Raw genomic sequence first — 3,254 nt, 5'->3', positions numbered from 1 at the left:
ACAAGATCCGGCGTACGCGCCGACTCACCACCACTTCTCTGGCCTCATCGGCGACTACACGTCTTAGTGATGGGTGTGACGCAGAGAAGCACCTGTCGATGCAGTCGAGCGAGAGCACGCGTGCGTGCGACAGCGTGCTGTCCACTCGCGTGCCCAGTCTCCGGCCGGCTCAGCTCGGGGGAGCCCGTGCTCTTTAGACGGCGACGCTGATGCGTCGCCCGGTGATGACGGCGGGCTCGAGTCGGAGAAAGACGGGCCGCGCTTCCCCGGCCCAGGGTTCGACGCCGAGCTGCTCGAGTGCTCGCAGCTCGTCGGCATGGTGCACCTCGTGTGCGTAGCCGGTGGCGAGCACGCTCCAGCCCTGGCGCTGGGCGTCGTCGATGTGGTCGACCTCGAAGCCGACACGCCCCCGATCGGTGCCGCTGCGGATACTGGAGACCTCAGCCGTGCGAAAGACGATGTCACCGTCCGCCATCCGATAGTTGACGGGCAGCGCGACCGGGCCGCGGGCGTCGTCGAACACGAAGCGTCCGATGCCGCCCGGCGCGAGGAGCGCGCGGCACTCGCGTTCGGTCAAGGGATCGAGCGGCGCCCCGCTGCGGCTGCCGCGGTCGTGTCCGGGGGGCAGGTCGACGCCTCCACCGACGAGGCTGTTGAGGGTCGTTTCGAGGGCCACCGCCAGGCGTGTCAGCGTTGCGGGGGTCGGCTGCGCCGGTTGGGACTCGAGATACTCGAGGTAGCCGGGATCCATGGCAGCGCGCGCGGCGACGTCTTCGAGGCTGAGATCCAGCTCGCGGCGACGATGGGCGACGCGACGACCGATGTCGCCAGGGTCCGTGGCGGTCACCATTCAATCCTTCCCGGCGAACCCAACCACTTATGCACCGAGGTCGAACCGGCGGGTTCGGGCGTGCTCTGCTGGTGGTCGTGACGGGTCGCCGCGCGCTCGACGAGGTCGTCGTCGACGCGCTCGCCCCGCAAGTCCTCGCACCGGTGATCGGCGAGGAACGGGTTGCGGTGATCGAGACGGCGGCGCACGCAGCGCGGGCGGCGTTGCACGGCCGGCGCATCTTCAACGTCAACTCCACCGCGAGCGGCGGTGGCGTAGCCGAGATGCTCCAGACGCTCGTCGCCTACGGTCGGGGAGCCGGTCTCGATGTGCGGTGGCTCGTCATCCAGGGCGATCCCGCGTTCTTCGCGATCACCAAGCGAATCCACAACCGCCTCTATGGGACTGCGGGTGACGGTGGACCCCTCGACTCCGAGGAGCGTGTCGTCTACGAGCGCACGCTGCGCGAGCACGAGGACGCGCTCCGCGCTCTGGTGAAGCCCGGTGACGTTGTGCTCGTGCACGATCCTCAACCGGCGGGCCTCATCCCCGCACTGTCGGCTGCCGGAGCGGTCGTGATCTGGCGTTGCCATGTCGGCATCGACGTGCACAACGAGTGGTCCGAGGGCGCATGGCGCTTCCTCCGGGCCTACGTCGATGCCGCGCATGCCTGTGTCTTCACTCGCCGCATGTTCGCGCCGTCGTGGATGGCCGATGAGCGCGTGCACGTCATCGCGCCGTCCATCGATCCGTTCTCCACCAAGAACCGCGAGCTCTCGCCCGACGAGGTGCACACCATCCTGAGCCACGCCGGCATCATCGCCGGCACGCCCACCACGACGGTCACCTTCTCACGCCGTGACGGTTCGACGGGCACGATCACGCGCCACGCCGACGTGCTCCAGACCGGCCCACCGCCGCCACCCGAGCTGCCACTCGTGGTGCAGGTCTCCCGATGGGATCACATGAAGGACATGGTCGGAGTGATGGAGGGCTTCGTGCGACACGTCGACGGAACCGCCGGGGCGCACCTCATGCTGGTCGGTCCGAGCGTGACCGGCGTCACGGACGACCCCGAAGGTGCCGCAGTGCTCGACGAGTGCATCCAGCGCCGGCATCTCCTGCCCCACGAAGCGCGGGCGCGCGTGCACCTGGCGTGCCTGCCCATGCACGACCCCGACGAGAACGCAACGATCGTGAACGCGCTCCAACGCCACGCCACCGTCGTCGTGCAGAAGAGCCTCGCGGAGGGCTTCGGGCTGACCGTGGTCGAGGCGATGTGGAAGGCACGACCCGTCGTCGCCTCGAGGGTAGGCGGCATCGCCGACCAGATCGCCGACGGCGAGCACGGCCTGCTGATCGACGATCCGCTCGACCTCGCGGCATTCGGTGGCGCGGTCCGCAGCATCCTCGAGTCGCCCACGCTCGCGGCACGGCTCGGCGCCGCCGCGCGCGAACGAGCCCGCAACGAGTTCCTCGGGGATCGACATCTCGAGAAGTGGGGCGAGCTCTTCGTTCGGTGTGTCGCCGACGCGTAAGACTCGGTCATCGTCGCCATCCCGGAATCCGCACGCTCGCTCCTGGAGTCGGGGCAACTCGCCCACCTCGTGACGGTCAACGCCGACGGCTCGCCGCAGCTCTCGGTGGTGTGGGTGGGCTTGGACGGCGACGAGATCGTCCTCGGTCACTTGGGCTCGGGTCAGAAGCTCAGGAACATTCGGCGGGATCCTCGTGTCGTGCTGTCCGTCGAGGGAACCGAGGTGCAGCCGCCGGGACTCAAGCAGTACCTCATCGTGCACGGCACCGCGCGCATCACCGAGGGCGGCGCACCCGAGCTGCTTCAGGAGCTCGCGCACGTCTACCTCGGCCCCGACGTCAAGTTCCCGGCCTTCGACGATCCGCCGCCCGGCTCCATCGTCCACATCGCCGTCTATCGCATCGGCGGCGTCGGGCCATGGAACCCGGGCTGAGCTCGGCTCTCCGCGAGGACGTCGCCGTCGGTGAAACGGCGGCTCGCTCACCCCGCCGGCATCATGTAGATGACGAGGCGTCGGGTTCCAGGTTCTCGGCTGCGCTGGATCGAAGGCCACGTGTCGCCAGAGCCGATCGTCACGCGTCGCGTCCGTGGGCGGGAAGCTCGAGGTCAACGTCGTGCGAGGGAACCGGAGGACAACTCTGGTTGGCACTTCGCGTCGAAGCATGAAGGTGGCCGCCTCCAAGAAGACCGCAACCCGCGTCAGGAGATCTCGTTAGCCACCGCCTGTGCTACTGATGGACCGATGCGGTTCGGTCCTCAATCAGTCCTCAGCTCAACGAGAACTGGTGAGCAACGCTGCGAAACAGTGAGCAATGAAATCGCAGGTCATGAGCGATTTCGCTGCGTCTCTGCAGGTCAGCGAAGTGCCACGAACAAGATCCGGCGTAC

At 68.0% G+C, this 3,254-nt stretch carries 3 protein-coding genes; 2 read left to right on the top strand and 1 reads right to left on the bottom strand.

Annotated elements, in window-relative coordinates:
• Positions 1–193: 193 nt before the first annotated feature.
• On the bottom strand, positions 194–847 hold the full coding sequence (locus WEE69_07135; protein ID MEX1145062.1) for a pyridoxamine 5'-phosphate oxidase family protein: 654 nt from the start codon (positions 845–847) through the stop codon (positions 194–196).
• 80 nt (positions 848–927) lie between these two features.
• Between WEE69_07135 and WEE69_07130 the strand changes: the two genes are divergently transcribed.
• Positions 928–2,367 carry a glycosyltransferase gene (locus WEE69_07130; protein MEX1145061.1) on the top strand — a complete coding sequence of 480 codons (1,440 nt, stop codon included), beginning with the start codon at positions 928–930 and terminating at the stop codon, positions 2,365–2,367.
• Between the two features lie 9 nt (positions 2,368–2,376).
• Positions 2,377–2,799: a PPOX class F420-dependent oxidoreductase gene (locus WEE69_07125; GenBank protein ID MEX1145060.1), complete on the top strand. Its 423-nt coding sequence runs from the start codon at positions 2,377–2,379 to the stop codon at positions 2,797–2,799.
• The last annotated feature ends 455 nt before the right edge of the window (positions 2,800–3,254 follow it).

Source organism: Acidimicrobiia bacterium, from assembly GCA_040881685.1.
In the GTDB taxonomy this organism is placed as follows: domain Bacteria; phylum Actinomycetota; class Acidimicrobiia; order IMCC26256; family PALSA-555; genus SHVJ01.
Note: the sequence above shows the minus strand (reverse complement) of the source record. Positions and strands in the feature narration are given on the sequence as shown.